A 20771-nucleotide genomic window follows, 5' to 3' on the forward strand; every position below is an offset into this window, starting at 1 on the left:
GGGGCAGGCAGCGACACGAAGTGCGCGACCGTGGGGGTCATAACCTGCCGAGTGCCTGGACCTTCCAGGCCAGCCACAGCTTGCGCAGCGGTGTGAGCGCGATGCGCTGGTGCAGCACCTGGAAATCGTCGCGCTCGATCTCGCGCAGCAGCGTGCGGTAGATGCTGGCCATCATCAGGCCGGGCTTTTGCGTCCGGCGCTCGCTGGCGGGCAGCAGGGCCAGGGCCTCGTCGTACAGGCGGTGCGCGCGCTCGGCCTGGAAGCGCATGAGGGCGGTGAAGCGCTCGGAATAGGTGCGCTGGAGGATCTCGTGCGCCTTCACGTCGAACTGCTGCAACTCGCTGACCGGCAGGTAGATGCGCCCGCGCAGCGCGTCCTCGCCCACGTCGCGGATGATGTTGGTGAGCTGGAAGGCCAGGCCCAGCCGGTGCGCATATTCGGTGGTACGGGCGTCGGCCTGGCCGAAGATGCGCGCGGCCACCTCGCCCACGATGCCGGCCACCAGGTGGCAGTAGCGCGAGAGGCCCGCGAAGTCGAGGTAGCGGGTCTGCTCCAGGTCCATCTGGCAGCCCTGCACCACGGCGTGCAGGTGGGCGGCCTCGATGCCGTACTCCGTCGCGTGGGGCATCAGCGCCTTGAGCACCGGGTGGCTGGGCTGGCCGCGGTAGGCCTGGGCGACCTCGCCATCCCACCAGGCCAGCTTGGTGCGCGCCACGCCGGGGTCTTGCGCGTCGTCCACCACGTCGTCCACCTCGCGGCAGAACGCATAGAACGCCGTGATGGCCGCGCGGCGGGCCGGGGGCAGGAACAGGAAGGCGTAATAGAAGCTGCTGCCGGAGGCTGCGGCTTTCTGCTGGACGTACTGCTCGGGGGTCATCGGCGGGAATTGTCCCATGGCGGGGTGGTGGTGCCGGCGCGGGCGGTTTGGGCATTTTTTAGGCTTGTGGTGCCCATGGAATAAGCGCTGACAGCTATCTTTCTTGAGTGAGCCGACAGGGGCGGCCCGTGCCCGTGTGGAGCGCATTCAGCCTGCCGCGCGCACCATGTGGGCGGGGCGCTTCTTGCCTTGCGGGGCCGACAGCGGGCTGGTGAGTTGCTGGTAGCGCCGGAACAGAAAGGCGCGGTCATCTTGCCGGTGGCCCGCAGGCTTACATCACCGCAGCGCGCCAGAGCATCACCACCCAGTCGCGCCGGCGCAGCGTGGGGCGCGATTGCAGTGTCGTATAGCCCTGGGCCGCGATGCGGTCGAGGATGCGCAGGCCGCCTTGCACCACTAGGCGCAGTTCCCAGCCCGCGCGGCCCGGCAGCCGGTGCACAAGTTGCATGCCTTTTTGCATGGTAGCGCTCGACCAGTCTGCGCTTGCAGCTATCAATTCAATAGTTTGAGGGGTGCTGCGCCGGGCGCACAGGTCGGCGAGCGGCACGCCGTGGGCGGCGCGGTCCTGCGCGTTCAGGTAGTGGCGCCCGCGCGGGATGTCCACACTCAGGTCTTGCCAGAAGTTGATGAGTTGCAGCGCGGTGCAGATGGCGTCGCTCTGCGCCAGGGCTGCTTGGTCGTGCACGCCGTACAGGTGCAGCAGCAGGCGGCCCACGGGGTTGGCCGAGCGGCGGCAGTAGTCGAGCAGTTCGGCGCGATCGGCATAGCCGGCGCCGTCGCGGGTTTTCTCCACGTCCTGCATGAAGGCGCCGAGCAGGTCGGCCAGCAGGGGCACGGGCAGGGCGTGGGTGCGTAGCGCGGCATGCAGCGGCCCGAAGACGCCGGCCCAGCGCGCTGATGGCGGCAGGCCCTGCGCGATGGCGTCGAGGTCGGCGCGGTAGGCGGCCAGATCCGCCAGGCGCTGGGTGGGGGACGCGTCGCCCTCGTCGGCGATGTCGTCCGCCGTGCGGGCAAAGCCATAGATCGCGGTGATGGGCGCGCGCAGGCGCGGCGGGCACAGCCACGAGGCGACGGGGAAGTTCTCGTAGTGGCCGGCGGTGGCTTCGGGTCTCTGGGGATGGGCGGGGGGAGAGTTCACCCGCAGGATTGTCGCTTGACGGTCCGGCGCGGGTGCCTCTGGACTACTATCGTGCAGTGTTCGATGCTTGGCGGCAACAATAAAAGCGATGTGTCTTGGCGCAGGGCAAGGCGCAAAGCACAGCGATACTGGCTGCCTGCTCGCGCCCCGCGCCGGTGGAAGAGCCCTTGCGGGCTGTCAAGCTGCTGACCGTGGGCCTGGGCAGCTACGGCGCGCAGCGCGAATACGAGGGCGATGTGAAGGCGCGCGTGGAAAGTCGGCTGGGCTGTCGCGTGGCCGGCAAGATCGTGAAGCGCCAGGCCGAGCTGGGCCAACGTGTGAAGGCGGGCGACGTGCTGGCGCAACTCGACGCGGCGAGGCGAGTCGGCGGAAGCCCGAGATTAAGCAGTTAAAATCTAAGGTTGACCTTGTTCATCCGGGCGGAGCCTTTGCGGCGCTGCCCGGCCCTGATAGACCGCGCGGGTGGCGAAATTGGTAGACGCACCAGGTTTAGGTCCTGACGCCAGCAATGGTGTGCCGGTTCGAGTCCGGCTCCGCGCACCATAGACCCCGAAGCAAGCAGAGAACCACCATGGCCGTAAATGTCGAAACCCTTGAGAAGCTGGAGCGCAAGATCACGCTGACGCTGCCAGTCACCGCGATCCAGTCCGAAGTGGACTCGCGCCTCAAGCGCCTTGCCCGTACCGTCAAGATGGACGGCTTCCGGCCCGGCAAGGTGCCGCTGAACGTCGTGGCCCAGCGCTACGGCTATTCCGTGCAGTATGAAGTGCTTAACGACAAGGTGGGCCAGGCTTTCGCCAGCGCCGCCAACGAGGCGCAATTGCGCGTTGCGGGCCAGCCCCGGATCACCGAGAAGGACGACGCGCCCGAGGGCGAAATGACGTTCGACGCGGTGTTCGAGGTCTATCCAGAGGTGAAGATCGGCGACCTGTCGGCGGCCGAGGTGGAAAAGCTTTCCACCGAGGTGACGGACGCCGCCGTCGACAAGACGCTTGAAATCCTGCGCATGCAGCGCCGCACCTTCGCGCAGCGTGCGCAGGATGCCGCCGCCCAGGATGGCGACCGCGTGACGGTGGACTTCGAAGGCAAGATCGATGGCGAGCCCTTCGGCGGCGGCAAGGCGGAGGGCTTCCAGTTCCTGGTCGGCGAAGGCCGGATGCTCAAGGAGTTCGAGGATGCGGTGCGCGGCATGAAGTCCGGCGAGAGCAAGACTTTCCCGCTGGCTTTTCCTGCCGATTACCACGGCAAGGATGTGGCGGGCAAGCAGGCCGATTTTCTGGTGACCGTGAAGAAGATCGAGGCGGCGCATCTGCCTGAAGTGAATGAAGCGCTGGCGAAGTCCCTGGGCATCGCCGAGGGCACGGTGGAAGCCCTGCGCATCGACATCAAGAAAAACCTTGAGCGCGAAGTGAAGTTCCGCTTGCTGTCGCGCAACAAGAATGCGGTGATGGAGGCGTTGTTGTCCAAGGCCGAACTGGACCTGCCCAACGCCAGCGTGCAGGCCGAACTGGAGCGCATGGTGGAAAACGCGCGTGCCGACCTGAGGCAGCGCGGCATCAAGGACGCCGACAAGGCGCCGATCCCCGAAGACATGTTCCGCCCGCAGGCCGAGCGCCGTGTGCGCCTGGGGCTGGTGGTGGCCGAGCTCGTGCGTGCGAACAACCTGCAGGCCAAGCCTGAGCAGATCAAGGCGCATGTCGAGGATCTGGCTTCCAGCTATGAAAAGCCCGCCGACGTGGTGCGCTGGTATTTCGGCAACAACCAGCGGCTGGCCGAGGTGGAAGCCATGGTCATCGAGAACAACGTGACCGATTTCGTGCTGGGCCAGGCCAAGGTAGTGGACAAGGCCGTGTCGTTCGACGAACTGATGGGCCAACAACAGGGCTGATCGCGGGTCGATCTGGCTTCGTGGGGCTTGTGCCAGTGTGCACAGGCCCCATGTCCATTTCTGGATACAGTACCTTTTCACCTTTGGAGAAAACATGAGTGCACTGGAAACACGGGGCCTGGGCATGATCCCCATGGTCATCGAGCAGTCGGGCCGGGGCGAGCGGTCGTACGACATTTATTCGCGCTTGCTCAAGGAGCGCGTGATTTTCCTGGTTGGCGAGGTGAACGACCAGACTGCCAACTTGGTAGTGGCCCAATTGCTGTTCCTCGAAAGCGAGAACCCGGACAAGGACATTTCGTTTTACATCAATTCGCCTGGCGGCAGCGTGAGTGCCGGTCTGGCGATCTACGACACGATGCAGTTCATCAAGCCCGAGGTCTCTACACTGTGCATGGGCATGGCGGCCAGCATGGGCTCGTTCCTGCTTATGGCAGGTGCCAAGGGCAAGCGCTTTGCGCTCCCCAACTCGAAGATCATGATCCACCAGCCTTCTGGCGGCACCTCCGGCCAGGCGACCGACATCGAGATCCACGCTCGCGAAATCATCAAGACGCGCGAGCAGCTCAACAGGATCTATGCCGAGCGCACGGGCCAGACCGTGGAGAAGATTGCACTGGACATGGAGCGTGACCGCTATCTGTCGGCGGACGAGGCCAAGGAATACGGCTTGGTCGACCAGGTAATTTCCCGGCGCGCCTGAAAGCCTCTGTCGGCACCTGGACGGCGCTTTCTGGCAGGGAAGGCGCCGTTTTTATTTCGCTATCATCATCGCAACTCCGTAACAAGGCATTGCCCCCATGGCCGAGAAAAAAGGCTCTTCCAGCGAGAAAACCCTCTACTGCTCTTTCTGCGGCAAGAGCCAGCATGAGGTTAAGAAACTCATCGCGGGTCCGTCGGTTTTCATCTGCGACGAGTGCATCGACCTCTGCAACGAGATCATCCGCGACGAGCTGCCGGCTGCCGACAACGAACGCGAAAGCCGCGGCGACCTGCCTTCACCGGCGGAGATCAAGGTCAACCTAGACAATTACGTCATAGGCCAGGACGTTGCCAAGCGCACGTTGGCTGTGGCGGTCTACAACCATTACAAGCGCCTGCGCTACAAGGACAAGGCGACCAAGGACGATGTCGAGCTTTCCAAGAGCAATATCCTGCTGATCGGCCCTACCGGGTCGGGCAAGACGCTGCTGGCGCAGACGCTGGCGCGCATGCTCGACGTGCCCTTCGTCATGGCCGATGCCACCACGCTGACCGAGGCTGGCTACGTGGGCGAAGATGTCGAGAACATCGTGCAGAAGCTGCTGCAGAGCTGTAACTACGACGTGGAACGCGCACAGCGCGGCATTGTCTATATCGATGAGATCGACAAGATTTCACGCAAGTCGGACAACCCTTCCATTACCCGCGATGTGTCGGGCGAGGGCGTGCAGCAGGCGTTGCTCAAACTCATCGAAGGCACCATGGCCAGCGTGCCGCCGCAGGGCGGGCGCAAGCATCCGAACCAGGATTTCCTGCAGATTGACACGACCAACATCCTGTTCATCTGCGGAGGGGCTTTTGCCGGGCTCGAAAAGGTCATTGAAAACCGTACCGAGGCATCGGGTATCGGTTTCGGCGCGGCGCTTCGCACCAAGAAGCAACGTTCGCTGACCGAGGTTTTTGGCGAGATCGAGCCGGAAGACTTGATCAAGTTCGGCCTGATCCCGGAGCTCGTAGGCCGCATGCCTGTCGTCGCCACGCTGGCCGAGTTGAACGAGGATGCGCTGGTGCAGATTCTGACCGAACCCAAGAATGCGTTGCTCAAGCAGTACAGCAAGCTCTTCGCGATGGAGGGGGTGGACCTGGAGGTGCGCCCCGGCGCCCTGAAGGCCATCGCCAAGAAGGCGCTGGCGCGCAAGACCGGCGCGCGGGGCCTGCGCTCCATCATGGAGCATGCTTTGATCGATACGATGTTCGAACTGCCGAATACGTCCAATGTCGCGAAGGTGGTGGTGGAGGAATCCACCATCGACGAAAACAAGCCGCCTTTGATGGTGTACCGCGAGGCGGCCAAGAAGGCCTGATGGCCTTCATGGTACTGATGCAATGGCAATGGGCGGCATGCCTCTTGCCTTGTGGATGGCCGTTGCTTTCATTTTGCCGGTCAGCGGGTTGAAATCGCTGCCTGACTGACCATATTCCACAGGTACCCATAAGGATTGTCATGTCCGGTCATACCCCTCTACCTGCGTCCCCGCTAGACCTCCCGCTCCTGCCCTTGCGGGATGTGGTGGTTTTCCCGCACATGGTCATCCCGCTGTTCGTCGGCAGAGCCAAAAGCATCAAGGCGCTGGAATTGGCAATGGAAGCGGAGCGCCGCATCATGCTGGTAGCCCAGAAGACTGCCGCCAAGGATGAGCCTGCCGCGACCGACATGTTCGACGTGGGTTGCATCTCCACGATCCTGCAGATGCTCAAGCTGCCCGACGGCACGGTCAAGGTGCTGGTCGAGGGCCAGCAGCGCGCAACGGTTGCCACGGTGGAGGACCATGGCACGCACTTCACTGCGAGCGTAACGCCTGTGGAGACTGCACAGAGCGCGGGGCCCGTGAGCGAGATCGAGGCGCTGCGACGCGCGGTGATGCAGCAGTTCGACCAGTACGTCAAGCTCAACAAGAAGATTCCGCCGGAGATCCTCACGTCGATTTCTAGTATCGACGATGCGGGCCGGCTGGCCGACACGATCGCAGCGCACCTGCCGCTCAAGCTCGATAGCAAGCAGGTCGTGCTGGATCTGTCCGATGTGAAGTCGCGTCTTGAAAACCTGTTCGAGCAACTGGCGCGCGAGGTCGACATTCTGAACGTCGACAAGAAGATCCGCGGCCGCGTCAAACGCCAGATGGAAAAAAATCAGCGCGACTTCTACCTCAACGAGCAGGTCAAGGCGATCCAGAAGGAGCTTGGTGAAGGCGAGGATGGGGCCGACATCGAGGAGATCGAAAAGAAGATACAGCGCGCCAAGATGCCCAAGGATGCGCTGCGCAAGGCCGAGAGCGAACTCAAGAAGCTCAAGCTCATGTCGCCCATGTCGGCGGAAGCCACGGTGGTGCGCAACTATATCGACGTGCTCACTGGTCTGCCCTGGAGCAAGAAGACCAAGATCAAGCATGATCTGGGCAATGCCGAGGACGTGCTCAATGAAGACCACTACGGTCTGGAGAAGGTCAAGGATCGCATTCTTGAGTACCTTGCGGTGCAACAGCGCGTGGACAAGGTGAAGGCGCCTATCCTGTGCCTGGTCGGCCCTCCGGGCGTGGGCAAGACCTCGCTGGGCCAGTCGATCGCGAAGGCTACAGGACGCAAGTACGTGCGCATGGCGTTGGGTGGCATGCGCGACGAGGCCGAGATACGCGGCCACCGCCGGACCTACATCGGAGCGTTGCCGGGCAAGGTGCTGCAAAGCCTGGGCAAGGTCGGTACGCGCAACCCGTTGTTCCTGCTTGACGAGATCGATAAGCTGGGAACGGATTTCCGCGGCGACCCGGCCAGCGCGTTGCTGGAGGTGCTGGATCCGGAGCAAAACCATACCTTCAACGACCACTACGTGGAGGTCGATTTCGACCTGAGCGATGTGATGTTCGTGGCGACATCCAATTCCATGAACATTCCTCCCGCGCTACTGGACCGCATGGAAGTCATCCGGCTTTCGGGCTACACCGAAGACGAAAAGACCAACATCGCAATGAAGTATCTGCTGCCCAAGCAGCTCAAGAACAATGGCGTGAAGGACGAGGAGCTGGTGGTTGCGGAGGATGCCGTGCGCGATATCGTGCGCTACTACACTCGCGAAGCCGGTGTGCGTTCGCTGGAGCGCGAACTCTCAAAGATCTGCCGCAAAGTCGTCAAGGGCCTGCTATTGAAGAAGTTTGTGCCGCAGGTCAAGGTAACGGCGGAGAACTTGTCCGATTTCCTGGGCGTTCGCAAGTACAGCTACGGTCGCGCCGAGCAGCAGAACCAAGTCGGCCAAGTGGTAGGGCTGGCATGGACTGAGGTGGGCGGAGACCTTCTGACCATTGAGGTGGCCACCATGTCGGGCAAGGGCGTCATCACTCGTACTGGCTCGCTGGGCGACGTGATGAAGGAGTCGGTTGAGGCGGCCCGCACCGTGGTGCGCAGCCGAGCGCGCCTGCTAGGTATCCGGGAAGAGGTGTTTGAGAAGAAGGACATCCACATTCACGTGCCTGACGGCGCCACACCCAAGGATGGCCCCAGCGCAGGCATTGCGATGACGACGGCGCTCGTATCGGCCCTCGCCGGCATCCCCGTGCGGAGTGAGGTGGCCATGACCGGCGAGATCACGCTGCGCGGTGAGGTTACCGCCATTGGCGGACTCAAGGAAAAGCTGTTGGCTGCCTTGCGCGGTGGCATCAAGACGGTGCTGATACCGGAAGAGAACGTCAAGGATCTGCAGGACATTCCCGAGAACGTCAAGAACGGCTTGGAGATCGTGCCCGTCAAGTGGATCGACAAGGTGCTCGATGTGGCGCTGGTGAGCAAACCGTCACCGTTGTCCGACGAGGAGCCGGTGACTGTTGCCGCGCCTGCCACGGCAACGCCTCCCCCCGTCGTGGCGGACTCCTTGAAACACTGAGTGTAATTTTTTGACTTGGGGATCAAAGGGTAAAAAAACCACGCTATAATTTCACTCATTGCAGCAACAGATGCAAATCGCATCGAATGCAGTACAGAATGCGGGAATAGCTCAGTTGGTAGAGCGCAACCTTGCCAAGGTTGAGGTCGAGAGTTCGAGACTCTTTTCCCGCTCCAATTTCCAAAAGGGAAGCTTCTAGCTTCCCTTTTTTGTCAGGGCCCTCCTAATCTGGCGCGGTAGCAAAGCGGTTATGCACCGGATTGCAAATCCGTCCAGCCCGGTTCGACTCCGGGCCGCGCCTCCACAAAAACCGCATGATCCTATCCGGCAGTTACCCCGTCAATGCGAGCGGCTCTGGCGGGAGCCAGGGCGGCAACGGAGGAACTGATTTCACTCCCACTCGATCGTCGCTGGCGGCTTGCTGCTCACGTCATAGGTCACCCGATTTATGCCGCGCACCTCGTTAATGATGCGGCTGCTGACCTTTTTGAGCAGCGCATAGGGCAGTTCGGCCCAGTCCGCTGTCATGAAGTCGCTGGTCTGCACGGCGCGCAGCGCCACCACGTAGTCGTAGGTGCGGCCATCGCCCATCACGCCCACGCTCTTGACGGGCAGGAAGACCGTGAAGGCCTGGCTGGTCAGGTCGTACCAGCTTTTGCCCGTGGCCTCGTCCTTGAAGTTGCGCAATTCCTCGATGAAGATCGCGTCGGCACGGCGCAGCAGATCGGCATATTCCTTTTTCACCTCCCCCAGGATGCGCACGCCGAGGCCCGGCCCCGGGAACGGGTGGCGGTACACCATCTCGTGCGGCAGGCCCAGCGCCACACCCAGCTCGCGCACCTCGTCCTTGAACAGGTCGCGCAGCGGCTCCAGCAGCTTCAGGCCGAGCTGCTCCGGCAGGCCGCCGACGTTGTGGTGGCTCTTGATGGTGACGGCCTTCTTGCTCTTGGCGCCGCCGGATTCGATCACGTCCGGGTAGATCGTGCCCTGGGCCAGCCATTGGGCACCCTTGGCGCCTGCCCCCGTGAGCTTGGCGGCCTCTTGCTTGAACACGGTGACAAACTCGCTGCCGATGATCTTGCGCTTGGCCTCGGGGTCGCTCACGCCCGCCAGCTTGCCCAAGAACAGTTCGCTGGCGTCCACGCGGATCACCTTGGCGTGCAGCTTGCCCACGAACATGTCCATGACCATGTCGCCTTCGTTCAGGCGCAGCAGGCCATGGTCCACGAACACGCAGGTCAACTGGTCGCCAATGGCGCGATGGATCAACGCCGCCGCCACGCTCGAATCGACGCCACCCGACAGGCCGAGGATGACTTCCTCATCGCCCACCTGCGCGCGGATTTTCTGCACGGCCTCGGTGATGTAGTCACCCATGATCCAGTCGGCGCGGGCGTTGCAGATACTCAGCACAAACCGCTCCAGGATCGCCTTGCCCTGCCTGGTGTGCGTGACTTCTGGGTGGAACTGCACGGCATAGAAGCCGCGTTCTTCATCGGCCATGCCGGCGATCGGGCAGCTTTCGGTGCTGGCCATGAGCTTGAAGCCCGGCGGCATTTCGGTCACGCTATCGCCGTGGCTCATCCAGACTTGCAGCATGCCCTGCCCTTCGGCGGTCGCGTAGTCCTGGATGCCCTCCAGCAGTTTCGTATGACCGCGTGCCCGGATTTCGGCATAGCCGAACTCCCGCTTGTGCCCGCCCTCCACCTTGCCGCCCAGCGCCTCGGCAATCGCATACATGCCAAAGCAGATACCCAGTACGGGCACGCCGAGATCGAACACGGCCTGCGGTGCGCGCAAGCTTTCGTCTTCCCACAGGCTGGCATGGCTGCCCGAGAGGATCACGCCCTTGAGGCTGCCGTCGGCGGCAAATGCGCGCACCCAGTCGTTCGTCACGTCGCAGGGATGCACCTCACAGTACACGTGGGCTTCGCGCACGCGGCGCGCGATGAGTTGGGTGACTTGCGAGCCGAAGTCGAGGATCAGGATTTTCTGGTGCTGCATCGCGTCGATCACTCCGCCCGGTAGTTCGGCGCTTCCTTGATGATCTGCACGTCGTGCACATGGCTTTCGCGGATGCCGGCGGCGGTGATCTCCACGAACTCAGCCTTGTTGTTCATCTCTTCGATGGTCACGCAGCCGCAGTAGCCCATCGCCGCGCGCACGCCGCCGGCCATCTGGAAGATGATGGAGACGATGGAGCCTTTGTAGGGCACGCGACCCTCGATGCCCTCGGGCACGAGTTTGTCGGCGTTGGGGTTGCCAGTGGTGGCTTCCTGGAAGTAGCGGTCGGCGCTGCCCTGCTGCATCGCGCCGATGCTGCCCATGCCGCGGTAGCTCTTGTAGCTGCGGCCCTGGTAGAGGATGACCTCGCCGGGCGCTTCCTCGGTTCCCGCGAACACGCCGCCCATCATCACAGTGGATGCGCCTGCGGCGATGGCCTTGGCGATGTCGCCGCTGAAGCGGATGCCGCCGTCGGCGATCAGCGGCACGCCCGAGCCCCTGAGTGCGGTGGCCACGTTGTCGATGGCCATGATCTGCGGCACGCCCACGCCGGCCACGATGCGAGTCGTGCAGATGGAGCCCGGGCCTATGCCAACCTTCACCGCATCAGCGCCAGCCTCGGCCAGGGCCAGCGCCGCAGCGCCGGTAGCGATGTTGCCGCCCACCACTTCCACCTGCGGATAGTTCTGCTTGACCCAGCGCACGCGGTCGATCACGCCCTTGCTGTGGCCGTGGGCCGTATCGACCACGATGGCGTCGACGCCTGCATGCACCAAGGCTTCGACGCGCTCCTCGGTGCCCTCGCCCACGCCCACGGCGGCACCCACGCGCAGGCGGCCCGACGAGTCGCGCGCGGCGTTCGGGAAACTGGTCTGTTTGGTGATGTCCTTGACGGTGATGAGCCCCTTGAGCTCGAAGCCATCGTTGATGACCAGCAGGCGCTCCAGCTTGTGCTTGTTCAGCAGGGCCTTGGCCTCGCCCGGCGTGGCGCCTTCCTTCACGGTGATCAGGCGCTCGCGCGGCGTCATGATTTCGCGCACCTTCACGTCGTAGCGCGTCTCGAACCGCAGGTCGCGGCTGGTGACAATGCCCACCACCCGCCCGCCGTCGCAGACCGGGAAGCCCGAGATGCCCAATTGCTCCGAAAGCTGCAGTACCTGCAGCACGGTGTGGTCGGGAGTGATGACCACCGGGTCGCGCAGCACGCCGGATTCATAGCGCTTCACCTTGGCCACGTGGGCCGCCTGCTCCTGGGCCGTCAGGTTCTTGTGGATGATCCCGATGCCGCCTTCCTGCGCCATGGCGATGGCCAGGCGCGCTTCCGTCACGGTGTCCATGGCGGCGGACACCAGCGGCAGGTTCAGGTGGATATTGCGGGAGAAACGGGTCGCGAGAGCGGTGTCCTTGGGCAGGACTTGGGAGAACGCAGGCACCAGCAACACATCGTCGAAGGTGAGCGCTTTTCCGAGAAGGCGCATGTCAAAGCTCCAAAAGGCGGATTGTACTAAGGCAAGCCTCCACCGCGCCCAGGCTCTGGCAGTCAGTCAGTCCTGGTGGCCGCTGGGGCGACGTTCATGCCCGCCATGACGGCCAGCGCAGGGTCTTGGACGCATGCAGGCAGGCAATCCGGGCGACGAAATTCAGAAAATCCAATGAGGTGCGGATTCGTTATGGGGTGGTCACGGATTGAGGTCTATTTTCTCAACCATGCGGCTGGGTGAGATTTACGGGCCTTACCGTCGCATTGCGCAGGGGTTGCCGAAAGCGCGGGCTACCCGGCATGGCCCGCGTGCCTGCCGCGCCGCACCGGGTCTGCAATCTCATGCGGCGCGCGCCAGCGTCACGAAGCTGAAGCGCAGCCCGCTGGCAGCGGTGTGCGCCTCGCGCGCGGTCTCGCGCCACGCGGGGCCGAGCGTCGGGGCATAGGCATCGCCCTCGAAATCCTGCGCGATTTCGGTCACGACGGCGCGCTGCGCGAGCGGCAGCGCGGCGGCGTAGATTTGCGCGCCGCCGATCACCCATGCCTCGGGCGCGTCGGCGCACAGCGCTGCGGCTTGCTCCAGCGAGCCCGCGCGCTCCGCGCCCGGCGCGCTCCAGTTGGCCTGGCGCGTGACGACGATGTTGCGCCGCCCCGGCAGCGGGCGGAACTTCGGCGGCAGCGAATCCCAGGTCTTGCGGCCCATGATGACGGGGCAGCCGCCGGTCAGGCGCTTGAAGTGCGCCATGTCTTCGGGCAGGTGCCAGGGCAGGGCGTTGGCGCGCCCGATCACGCCGTTGGCGGCGCGGGCGTAGATGAGGCTGAGGCGGCCCATGCCGCTACACCGCCACCGGCGCCTTGATCGGCGGGTGCGGGTCGTAGCCGTCGAGCACGAAGTCCTCGTACCGGTAGTCGAAGATGGATCGCGGCCGGCGCAGGATGCGCAGCGCGGGGTAGGGCCGGGGCGCGCGGGACAACTGCTCGGCCACCTGCGCGGCATGGTTGCTGTAGATGTGGCAGTCGCCGCCAGTCCAGACGAAGTCGCCCACGCCCAGGCCGCACTGTTGCGCCACCATGTGCGTGAGCAGCGCGTAGCTGGCGATGTTGAACGGCACGCCCAGGAAGATGTCGGCGCTGCGCTGGTAGAGCTGGCAGCTGAGTTTTCCTTCGGCCACGTAGAACTGGAAGAACGCGTGGCAGGGCATGAGCGCCATCTGTTCCAGTTCTGCCACGTTCCACGCACTCACGATGATGCGGCGCGAGTCGGGGTTCTTCTTGAGCGTGTCGATCACCTGCGCGATCTGGTCGATGTGCCCGCCGCCCGGCGCGGGCCAACTGCGCCACTGCACGCCGTAGACGGGGCCGAGGCTGCCGTCGGGCCGCGCCCATTCGTCCCAGATGGTCACGCCATGCTCCTGCAGCCAGCGCACGTTGCTGTCGCCGCGCAGGAACCACAGCAGTTCGTAGATGATGGACTTCAGGTGCACCTTCTTGGTAGTCACCAGCGGAAAGCCTTCTTTCAGGTCGAAGCGCATCTGGTAGCCGAACACGCTCTTCGTGCCGGTGCCCGTGCGGTCGGCCTTCTGCACGCCATGGGTGTGCACGTGGCGCATGAAGTCCTCGTACTGGGAGCGGACGGGATAGGTCATCAGTAGCTGCCGAAAAGGGTGTCGAGGGCTGAGACGATGTCGATGGATTGCGCCGTCAGATCCGCGATGGGCTTGCCTATGCCAGAGGCCGGAAAAGCACCGATGGCCGCCGTGTCGAGGACGACTTTCTTGCCCCGGACCTCGAAAGCCGGGTTCAAGCCGCGCATGGCGGCATGGAATTCCGATGCCAGCCGCAGCGGCAGCACGACGCGGGTCGCCAGGCTGTCGATGTAGCTGTTCTGCACATCCAGCAGGAAGGGCGTGACCTTGCGCAACTCGGTGTCCGGGTGGGCATAGACGTCGAAGCGCGCCATGCTCAGAACGTGCGGTACTTGGCGAGCGGCAGACCTTCCTTGGCAATGCGCTCGTTGTAGGCGGCGATGGCGTCCTTGTTGCGCGCGTTCCACTGTTCCCAGTAGCGGCGCTTGACTTCTTCGGCCAGCAGCGCGTCCACGGTCTGTGAGATGTTCATTCCAAGTTCGCGCGCCATCTCCAGCACCTTGGCGTTCAGGCTCAAATTGGTGGCTTTCTTGGGGGCGTTGTCGAAGCGGAGCATGGCGGTTTCCAGCGGTGATGCGCAAATTTTATGCGCATGCGAAGCGTGCCCATCGCGGCAGGCCGACTCGCCGGCCTACTTGTAGAACACCTCCACCGCCCCCTTGAGCTTGATCATCAGCGGGTTGCCCTTGCGGTCCAGTGTCTTGCCGGCAGGCACGCGAATCCATTGTTCGCTGACGCAGTATTCCCCCGCGTCGAAGCGCTCGTTGCCGTTGAGAACCTGGAAACGGCAGTTGACCGCTTTGCATCCCTTGCCAGGCCGCATGAAATCGAGCGTTGACGGCTTCGATGACGTTCACCTCGTGGGTGAGAGCGCCATGCGCCTGCCAGCACCGCGCTCGGCGCGCCATGCGGCGTTGTTCCTCCTTGCGGGCACCAAGCCCGCCGCGTCGCCCGGTCTTGCCTGGCACCCCGATCACGGCACCGGCAGGCGCATCCAACTGCCGTTTCCAGGTTGAAGCGGGTGCCGATGTCATGCGCGAAGATGGCGGCCACGTGGTGCGGGCTGCGCGGGTCGATGGAGAGGCGGTCGGGCAGGGCGGGGTGGTCGATGGTCGTCATGTCGTCGCTCGGGTGCGGGTTCGCCGGCGCGCGCTCACAGCACGCGCCCGGGGTTCATGGTGTTCTGCGGGTCGAGCGCGCGCTTGATGGCGCGCATCATCGCCAGCGCCGCGGGCGGCTTGTAGTGCGCGAGTTCGTCCACCTTCAGCCCGCCCACGCCGTGCTCGGCGGAGAACGAGCCGCCGAAGCGCGCCACGGCCTCGTAGACCAGGTGGTTGATGCGCGCCTCCTGCGTGCGCAGGAACTCCTTCGGGTCGCCTTGCTCGGGCGCCTGCACGTTGTAGTGCAGGTTGCCGTCGCCCAGGTGGCCGAAGTTGACCAGGCGCACGCCGGCAATCTCCTGCGCCAGCAGCGCATCGGTCTCGGCGCAGAAGGCCGGGATGCGCGAGACGGGCAGCGAGATGTCGTGCTTGATGTTGAGCCCCTCCTCGGCCTGCGCGAGCGGGATGTTCTCGCGCACGTGCCACAGCTCCCGCGCCTGGCCCAGGCTCTCGGCCACCACGGCGTCGGCCACGCAGCCGGCCTCCAGCGCGGTTTCGAGCAGCGCCTCGAAGCGCGCGCGGGCGTGCTCCTCCGATTCGCTGTCGGAGTTTTCCAGGAGCACGCAGTACGGGAAATCATCCCGTTCCACGAACGGCACGCGCAGTTGCGGCATGTGCCGCGCCACCAGGCCGAGGGCAAAACGGTTCATCACCTCGAAGCCCGTGAGCCCCGCGCCCAGGTGGCGGTGCGCCAAGCCCAGCAGCGCGACCGCCGCGTCCAGCGACGGCACGGCGGCCCAGGCCGTGAGTTGCGCGGCGGGCAGCGGGTAGAGCTTCATCGTCGCGGCGGTGATGATGCCGAGCGTGCCCTCGCTGCCGATGAACAGGGCGCGCAGGTCGTAGCCTGTGTTGTCCTTGCGCAGGCCCGACAGGCCATCCCACACCTCGCCCTGCGGCGTGACCACTTCCAGGCCCAGGCACAGCTCGCGTGCATTGCCGTAGCGCACCACCTGCGTGCCGCCCGCGTTGGTGCCCAGGTTGCCGCCGATGGTGCAACTGCCCTCGGCGGCCAGGCTCAGCGGGAACAGGAAGCCGGCTTTCTCCGCCGCGTCCTGCAGGTTCTGCAGGATGCAGCCGGCCTCCACCGTCACGGTCAGGTTGTCGGCGTCGATGGCGCGGATGGCCGCCATGCGCGTCGTGCCCAGCACCACCTGCGTGCCCGAGCCGTCGGGCGTGGAGCCGACCACCAGCCCCGTGTTGCCGCCCTGCGGCACGATGGAGCTGCCGGCGGCGGCGCAGGCGCGCACCACGGCGGCCACCTCCTGCGTGCTGGCCGGGCGCACCACTGCCAGCGCGCGGCCGCGCTCGCGGCGGCGCCAGTCCTGCTCCCAGGCCGTCAGGTCGCCGCCGGTCAGCACGTGGGGCGCGCCGACGATGGCGCGCAGTCGTTCGAGAAGGGCTTGCATGGGGGCTCCTGGTTGTCTCGCTTCAGGCCGGGAGCGCCGCCGTGCGCGCCCCCCGCAGCCGCAGCCGCACGTGCAGCGCGCAGGCCACGAACAGCAGCAGGCACAGCGCCACCTCCGCCAGCGCCAGCCGGTTGCCGGGCGGCTTGTCGCTCCAGGCGCGCACCACGCCTTCGGTGAAGTACAGCCACACCAGCAGGCTGAGCCAGCGGTAGGTGTACATGCGGCGCTTGAGGATGCCCGCCAGCGGCAGGCACAGCGGCAGGGCCTTCAGCGCCAGCCACGAGCCGCCGGGGCGCAGCGGCGCCAGCCACAGCTCCCAGGCCAGGCACAGGGCCACCAGGCCCAGCAGGCTGCCCGCGGCCAGCCAGCGCGTGCCGGCCACGGCGGCGGCGGTGTCGGAAGGGGCGGGGGCATCGTTGGGCATGGGAGTGGCATCATAAAGGGCTATGCCCGTGCACTTCGAACCGCTGCTGCCGCGCCTGCGGCAGTGGGCGGCGGACCTCTCCCGCTTCCCGTGGAAGACCACCGCGCTCACGCTGCGCGAGCGCTTCCGCGAGGACCGCCTGGACCTGACCGCCTCCAGCCTCACCTTCACCACGCTGCTGGCGCTGGTGCCTTTCATCACCGTGGCGCTGGCCGTGTTCACCGCCTTCCCCATGTTCGACAAGGTGCAGTACGGCCTGCAGAAGTGGCTGGTGGACAGCCTGGTGCCCGACAGCATCTCGCGCCAGGTGCTGGGCTATCTGACGCAGTTCGCCAGCAAGGCCAGCCGGCTGGGCGTGGTGGGCCTGACGTTCCTGCTGGTCACGGCGCTGGCGCTGATCCTCACCATAGACCGCACGCTCAACGCCATCTGGCGCGTGCGCCGGCCGCGCCCTCTGGGGCAGCGCGTGCTGATCTACTGGGCCGCCATCACGCTCGGACCGCTGGCGCTGGGTCTGAGCCTGGCGCTCACCTCCTACGTGGTGTCGGCTTCGCGCGGGCTGGTGGACGCCTTGCCCGGCGGCGTGCGCTTCGTGTTCGACGCGTTCGAGTTCTGCGTGCTGGCCGGCGGCATGGCGGGCCTGTATCGCTTCGTGCCCAATACCCAGGTGGCCTGGGGCCATGCCTGGAGCGGCGGGCTGTTCGTGGCCGTGGGCATCGAGCTGGCCAAGCGCGTGTTGAGCGCCTACCTGGTCTCGGTGCCCACCTATTCCACGGTGTACGGCGCGTTCGCCACGCTGCCGATCCTGCTGGTGTGGATCTACGTGGCCTGGGTCATCGTGCTGCTGGGCGCGGTGGTGGCGGCCTACCTGCCCAGCCTGCTGGCCGGCGTGGCGCGGCGCGGCGGTGGGCCGGGCTGGCCGTTCCAGCTCGCGGTGGAGGTGCTGCAGCGCCTGCATGCGGCGCGCGCGGAAGGTGCGCACGGCCTGCCGGCAGTGCAGATCGCGCAGGCGCTGCGGGTGGAGCCGCTGCAGATCGTGCCGGTGCTGGAAACTCTGGTGGCGCTGGACTGGGTGGGCCAGTTGTGCGACGCCGACGACGGCGAAGGCCGCTACGTGCTGCTGGCCGACGCGGACGCCACGCCGCTGGCGCCGCTCGTGGAGCGCCTGCTGCTCGAACCCACGGATGCCACGCGCGGCGTGTGGCAAGGCCAGCCGCTGGCGGCGCTGCGCCTGCGCGACGTGCTGGCGGCGCCAGCCTGAGTGCTACATTTTTAGTAGCTTACAGCGCCCGTAGAATAAGCGGTGGAGGCCGATTTTGCTTATAAGATTCAGCCGGCCAGAAAGTCGCGCAGCGCGAACAGCACGCCGTCCGGTGCCTCGCCCATGAGCTGGTGGCCGGCGGCGAGCCGCACCACGCGGCTCTGGCGCGCACGGTCGATCAGCGGCTGCGCGGCGCGCGGCGGCGTCATCTGGTCGCCCGTGCCCAGCACGAACAGCACGGGGCACCGCACCTTCTCCATCGCCGCCTCGCCGTCCGTGTAGCTGTCGCAGGCCTTGAAGCCGGCGTGGAACACGTTGACGCGCCGGTTGCTCGCCAGCACGCGGCGCATCAGCGCACGCGAGCCGCCATACAGCCATGTGCCCGGCCCCAGCATGGAAGGCGGCGGGGCGAGCATCGAATGCGAGAAGGTGTTGACCATGTCGATGGCCTGCAGCGGCTGGTGCAGCGAGGCTTCGAGCAGCGCGGGCGAAACCTTCATCGGGAACGCCGTGCCCACGAGCGCGAGGTGCGTCACCCGGGCAGGCGCCTGCGCGGCGGCCTCCAGCGCGATCAGCGAGCCGAAGCTGTGGCCCACCAGCGCGGCCTGGCCCACCTGGGCTGCGTCCAGCAGCGCGATGACGAAGCGCGCCGCGTCCTCCACTGTGGCCGGCGGTTCGCCCGCGCTCTTGCCGTGGCCGGGCAGGTCGATGGCCAGCACGTTCCAGCCGTGGTGGGCCAGGTAGCGCGTCTGCAGGATCCACACGCTGTGGTCGTTGAGCACGCCGTGGATGAACACGGCGGTGGGCTTGGCCGGGTCGAAGGGCTTGCCGCCGGTGTAGCAGAAGGTCTTGTGGCCGTTGACGATCACATCCATGTTCAGGCCCCCGCTTTCTCGGCGGCCTTGAGCGCGCGCTTCAGGTCGTCTATCAGGTCGTCGGGGTCTTCCAGGCCGATCGACAGGCGGATCGTGCCCTGGCCGATGCCGCCGGCGGCCAGCGCCTCGTCGCTCATGCGGAAGTGCGTGGTGCTGGCCGGGTGGATCACCAGGCTGCGGCAATCGCCCACGTTGGCCAGGTGGCTGAAGATCTTCAGCGTCTCGATGAACTTCTTGCCCTGCTCGCGGTTGCCCTTGATGTCGAAGCTGAACACCGAGCCCGCGCCGCGCGGCAGCAGCTTGCGCGCCAGTGCGTGGCTCGGGTGGCTTTCCAGCAGCGGGTGGCCCACGCGCGCTACGAACGGGTGGCTGGCGAGGAATTCGACCACCCGGTGCGTGTTGGCCATGTGGCGCTCCATGCGCAGCGGCAGCGTTTCGATGCCCTGCAGGATCAGCCAGGCCGTGTGCGGGCTCATGCAGGCGCCGAAGTCGCGCAGGCCCTCGCGGCGCGCGCGCAGCAGGAAGGCGCCGACGGTCGATTCCTCGCTGAACACCATGTTGTGAAAGCCCTCGTAGGGCGCGGTGAGTTCGGCGAACCTGCCCGATGCCTCCCAGTCGAAGCTGCCGCCATCGACCACGATGCCGCCCACCACCGTGCCGTGGCCCGAGAGGAACTTGGTGGCCGAGTGGTAGACCAGGTCGGCGCCGAGGTCGAATGGCTTGACGAGGTAGGGCGAGGTCAGCGTCGAATCCACCAGCAGCGGCACGCCGGCATCGTGCGCGATGGCACTGACGGTGGGGATGTCGAGCACGTCGAGCCCCGGGTTGCCCACGGTTTCGCCGAACAGCAGCCGGGTGTTCGGGCGGATCGCCGCGCGCCAGCCGTCGATGTCGCCGGGCTTGACGAACGTGGTCTCGATGCCGAAGCGGCGCATGGTGTAGTGCAGCAGGTTCTGCGAGCCGCCGTAGAGCGCGGTGCTCGCCACCACGTGGCTGCCCGCGCCCATCAGCGTGGCCACGCTCAGGTGCAGCGCCGCCTGCCCGCTGGCGGTGGCGATGGAACCGATGCCGCCTTCGAGCGCCGCCACGCGCTGCTCCAGCACCGCGTTGGTCGGGTTGCTGATGCGGCTGTAGACGTGGCCCGAGCGCTCCAGGTTGAACAGCGCGGCGGCGTGGTCGCTGGACTCGAAGACGAACGAGGTGGTCAGGTGGATCGGCACCGCGCGGGCGCCGGTGGCCGCATCCGGCGCGGCGCCGGCGTGCAGCGCCAGCGTGTCGAAGCCGGGGTCGGAATAGCCGGGCATGTTTTCTCCTGTGTCTCTGATGGTTTGCCAGCGTGAAATCCCCGGCATTGTGGGCTATATTCATGCTCACCCGTCCACAACCGCTTCTCCGCGGGACGCACACAAGGAGACCCCCATGAAAGTCAGCGACATCCTTCGCGTCAAGGGCAATACGCTCTACACCATCACGCCCGCCGAGCCACTCGCGCGCGCCGTGAGCACCATGGCAGAGAAAGACATCGGCTCGCTCGTGGTCATGGAGCATGGCGACCTCGTGGGCATGCTCACCTTCCGCGAGGTGATCCTGGCCATCGTGGGCAACGGCGGCAGCGTCGGCAAGACGCTCGTGCGCACGGCCATGGACGACGCGCCGCTCACCTGCACCAACGAAACCGATCTCGACGAAGTGCGCCGCATGATGCTCGAACGCCACGCGCGCTACATGCCGGTGATGGACCGGCGCATGCTCATGGGCGTCATCAGCTTCTACGACGTGGCCCGGGCCGTGGTGGACAGCCAGAATTTCGAGAACAGGATGCTCAAGGCCTACATCCGCGACTGGCCCGCGGAGGCCAGCGAATCCCCTTGACCTTTGCGTGACCCCGGGCCGCAGCGCGGCTGTTTCCAGGGAGTCTTTTCCAATTCAGGTATGAGCCTGGAGCGACCTGAGATCGGCGACGCGAAGCGAGTCGATCC

General features: G+C 65.6%; 19 protein-coding genes, 3 tRNA genes and 3 pseudogenes. 11 read left to right on the top strand and 14 right to left on the bottom strand.

What is annotated here, in order from left to right:
* Window positions 1-37: 37 nt before the first annotated feature.
* The gene (hpnD, locus tag PY257_RS02315) at window positions 38-877 is read right to left on the bottom strand and encodes a presqualene diphosphate synthase HpnD (RefSeq protein WP_275738396.1); all 840 of its coding nucleotides are present in this window, start codon (window positions 875-877) and stop codon (window positions 38-40) included.
* 271 nt (window positions 878-1148) lie between these two features.
* Window positions 1149-2015, bottom strand: a complete 867-nt coding sequence (gene hpnC / locus PY257_RS02320; RefSeq protein ID WP_275738351.1) for a squalene synthase HpnC — start codon at window positions 2013-2015, stop codon at window positions 1149-1151.
* Between the two features lie 95 nt (window positions 2016-2110).
* Here hpnC and PY257_RS02325 point away from each other — a divergent pair.
* From PY257_RS02325 to PY257_RS02360, 8 genes and pseudogenes are all read left to right on the top strand, one after another.
* A pseudogene (locus PY257_RS02325) lies at window positions 2111-2365 on the top strand (efflux RND transporter periplasmic adaptor subunit); the annotation flags it as partial.
* A gap of 106 nt (window positions 2366-2471) precedes the next feature.
* A tRNA-Leu gene (locus PY257_RS02330) sits at window positions 2472-2558 on the top strand.
* Window positions 2559-2586: 28 nt separating this feature from the next.
* On the top strand, window positions 2587-3903 hold the full coding sequence (gene tig / locus PY257_RS02335; protein WP_275738353.1) for a trigger factor: 1317 nt from the start codon (window positions 2587-2589) through the stop codon (window positions 3901-3903).
* A gap of 94 nt (window positions 3904-3997) precedes the next feature.
* Entirely contained in the window at window positions 3998-4606 is a 609-nt protein-coding gene (gene clpP / locus PY257_RS02340; RefSeq protein ID WP_275738355.1) for an ATP-dependent Clp endopeptidase proteolytic subunit ClpP, read from the top strand.
* 97 nt (window positions 4607-4703) lie between these two features.
* The gene (clpX, locus tag PY257_RS02345) at window positions 4704-5969 is read left to right on the top strand and encodes an ATP-dependent Clp protease ATP-binding subunit ClpX (protein ID WP_275738357.1); all 1266 of its coding nucleotides are present in this window, start codon (window positions 4704-4706) and stop codon (window positions 5967-5969) included.
* 140 nt (window positions 5970-6109) lie between these two features.
* A complete protein-coding gene (lon, locus tag PY257_RS02350) occupies window positions 6110-8536 on the top strand; it encodes an endopeptidase La (protein WP_275738358.1) in 2427 nt (808 codons plus the stop codon).
* A gap of 100 nt (window positions 8537-8636) precedes the next feature.
* Window positions 8637-8712, top strand: a tRNA-Gly gene (locus PY257_RS02355).
* A gap of 54 nt (window positions 8713-8766) precedes the next feature.
* Window positions 8767-8840, top strand: a tRNA-Cys gene (locus PY257_RS02360).
* Window positions 8841-8926: 86 nt separating this feature from the next.
* On the opposite strand, the gene guaA is transcribed toward PY257_RS02360, so the two are convergent.
* From guaA to PY257_RS02395, 7 genes and pseudogenes are all read right to left on the bottom strand, one after another.
* Entirely contained in the window at window positions 8927-10540 is a 1614-nt protein-coding gene (gene guaA / locus PY257_RS02365) for a glutamine-hydrolyzing GMP synthase (RefSeq protein WP_275738360.1), read from the bottom strand.
* 8 nt (window positions 10541-10548) lie between these two features.
* Window positions 10549-12018, bottom strand: a complete 1470-nt coding sequence (guaB, locus tag PY257_RS02370) for an IMP dehydrogenase (protein WP_275738363.1) — start codon at window positions 12016-12018, stop codon at window positions 10549-10551.
* A 342-nt stretch (window positions 12019-12360) separates the two neighbouring features.
* The gene (locus PY257_RS02375; RefSeq protein ID WP_275738365.1) at window positions 12361-12852 is read right to left on the bottom strand and encodes a dihydrofolate reductase; all 492 of its coding nucleotides are present in this window, start codon (window positions 12850-12852) and stop codon (window positions 12361-12363) included.
* Between the two features lie 4 nt (window positions 12853-12856).
* Window positions 12857-13666: a thymidylate synthase gene (locus PY257_RS02380; protein WP_275738367.1), complete on the bottom strand. Its 810-nt coding sequence runs from the start codon at window positions 13664-13666 to the stop codon at window positions 12857-12859.
* Window positions 13666-13980, bottom strand: a complete 315-nt coding sequence (locus tag PY257_RS02385) for a CcdB family protein (RefSeq protein WP_275738369.1) — start codon at window positions 13978-13980, stop codon at window positions 13666-13668. Before PY257_RS02385 ends, PY257_RS02380 begins: the two co-directional genes overlap by 1 nt.
* A gap of 2 nt (window positions 13981-13982) precedes the next feature.
* Window positions 13983-14222, bottom strand: a complete 240-nt coding sequence (locus tag PY257_RS02390; RefSeq protein WP_275738371.1) for a type II toxin-antitoxin system CcdA family antitoxin — start codon at window positions 14220-14222, stop codon at window positions 13983-13985.
* A 75-nt stretch (window positions 14223-14297) separates the two neighbouring features.
* Window positions 14298-14438, bottom strand: a pseudogene (locus PY257_RS02395) (DUF3297 family protein); the annotation flags it as partial.
* 49 nt (window positions 14439-14487) lie between these two features.
* Between PY257_RS02395 and PY257_RS02400 the strand changes: the two are divergent.
* Window positions 14488-14682 (top strand): hypothetical protein, encoded by a 195-nt coding sequence (locus PY257_RS02400; RefSeq protein WP_275738398.1) that lies wholly within the window; start codon window positions 14488-14490, stop codon window positions 14680-14682.
* Between the two features lie 4 nt (window positions 14683-14686).
* On the opposite strand, the pseudogene PY257_RS02405 reads toward PY257_RS02400, so the two are convergent.
* From PY257_RS02405 to PY257_RS02415, 3 genes and pseudogenes are all read right to left on the bottom strand, one after another.
* Window positions 14687-14785 (bottom strand): annotated as a pseudogene (locus PY257_RS02405) (DUF3297 family protein); the annotation flags it as partial.
* A gap of 34 nt (window positions 14786-14819) precedes the next feature.
* Window positions 14820-16232 carry an FAD-binding oxidoreductase gene (locus tag PY257_RS02410; protein ID WP_275738373.1) on the bottom strand — a complete coding sequence of 471 codons (1413 nt, stop codon included), beginning with the start codon at window positions 16230-16232 and terminating at the stop codon, window positions 14820-14822.
* A gap of 22 nt (window positions 16233-16254) precedes the next feature.
* Complete coding sequence (locus PY257_RS02415) at window positions 16255-16656, bottom strand: DUF2069 domain-containing protein (RefSeq protein WP_275738375.1); 402 nt, start codon at window positions 16654-16656, stop codon at window positions 16255-16257.
* Window positions 16657-16678: 22 nt separating this feature from the next.
* On the opposite strand from PY257_RS02415, the gene PY257_RS02420 reads away from it, so the two are divergent.
* Window positions 16679-17917, top strand: a complete 1239-nt coding sequence (locus tag PY257_RS02420; RefSeq protein ID WP_419095643.1) for a YihY family inner membrane protein — start codon at window positions 16679-16681, stop codon at window positions 17915-17917.
* A gap of 68 nt (window positions 17918-17985) precedes the next feature.
* On the opposite strand, the gene PY257_RS02425 is transcribed toward PY257_RS02420, so the two are convergent.
* Together PY257_RS02425 and PY257_RS02430 are read right to left on the bottom strand one after the other, a co-directional pair.
* Entirely contained in the window at window positions 17986-18792 is an 807-nt protein-coding gene (locus PY257_RS02425; RefSeq protein ID WP_275738379.1) for an alpha/beta fold hydrolase, read from the bottom strand.
* A gap of 2 nt (window positions 18793-18794) precedes the next feature.
* A complete protein-coding gene (locus PY257_RS02430; RefSeq protein WP_275738381.1) occupies window positions 18795-20096 on the bottom strand; it encodes an O-acetylhomoserine aminocarboxypropyltransferase in 1302 nt (433 codons plus the stop codon).
* A gap of 115 nt (window positions 20097-20211) precedes the next feature.
* Here PY257_RS02430 and PY257_RS02435 point away from each other — a divergent pair, with 115 nt between their 5' ends.
* Window positions 20212-20664: a CBS domain-containing protein gene (locus PY257_RS02435; RefSeq protein ID WP_275738383.1), complete on the top strand. Its 453-nt coding sequence runs from the start codon at window positions 20212-20214 to the stop codon at window positions 20662-20664.
* Window positions 20665-20771 lie beyond the last annotated feature (107 nt).

This window comes from Curvibacter soli (assembly GCF_029211125.1).
GTDB classification, from domain to species: domain Bacteria; phylum Pseudomonadota; class Gammaproteobacteria; order Burkholderiales; family Burkholderiaceae_C; genus Curvibacter_A; species Curvibacter_A soli.